Below are 387 nucleotides of genomic sequence, written 5' to 3' on the forward strand. Positions count from 1 at the left end.
ATGCGGAAAGCTCCGGCAAGCCGCCCGCCGAGGCCCTGACCGACCATGACTTCGCAACCGCGATCGGCCCGATCCGCTTCGACGAGAAGGGCGATCTCAGCCAGAATCCGTTCCGCGCCTTCCGCTTCGACGGCACGCGTTTCGTGCCACTGGAGGCAAAGTGATGTTCCGCGCCGGACCGCGTAACCTGATCACCGATGTCGCCGGCATCAGCGTCGGCAATGCCGCCGATGCCAGGCTGAAGTCCGGCGTCACTGTGGTGCTGTGCGAGGAACCGGCGGTTGCCGGGGTCCAGGTGCTGGGTGGCGCGCCGGGCACGCGTGAGACCGATCTGCTCGAACCGCAGAACTCGATCGCCGCGATCCATGCCATCGTGCTGTCCGGCGG

General features: G+C 67.2%; 1 protein-coding gene and 1 pseudogene. Both read left to right on the plus strand.

All coding sequences use genetic code 11. The features are described 5' to 3' along the window. Positions 1-164: pseudogene (locus EOA29_RS43705) on the plus strand (ABC transporter substrate-binding protein); the annotation flags it as partial. Beyond that, a partial coding sequence (locus EOA29_RS40890; protein WP_189479225.1) for a P1 family peptidase occupies positions 164-387 on the plus strand: 224 nt, incomplete at its 3' end. The pseudogene EOA29_RS43705 and the gene EOA29_RS40890, both read left to right, overlap by 1 nt.

This window comes from Mesorhizobium sp. M1E.F.Ca.ET.063.01.1.1 (genome assembly GCF_003998155.1).
In the GTDB taxonomy this organism is placed as follows: domain Bacteria; phylum Pseudomonadota; class Alphaproteobacteria; order Rhizobiales; family Rhizobiaceae; genus Mesorhizobium.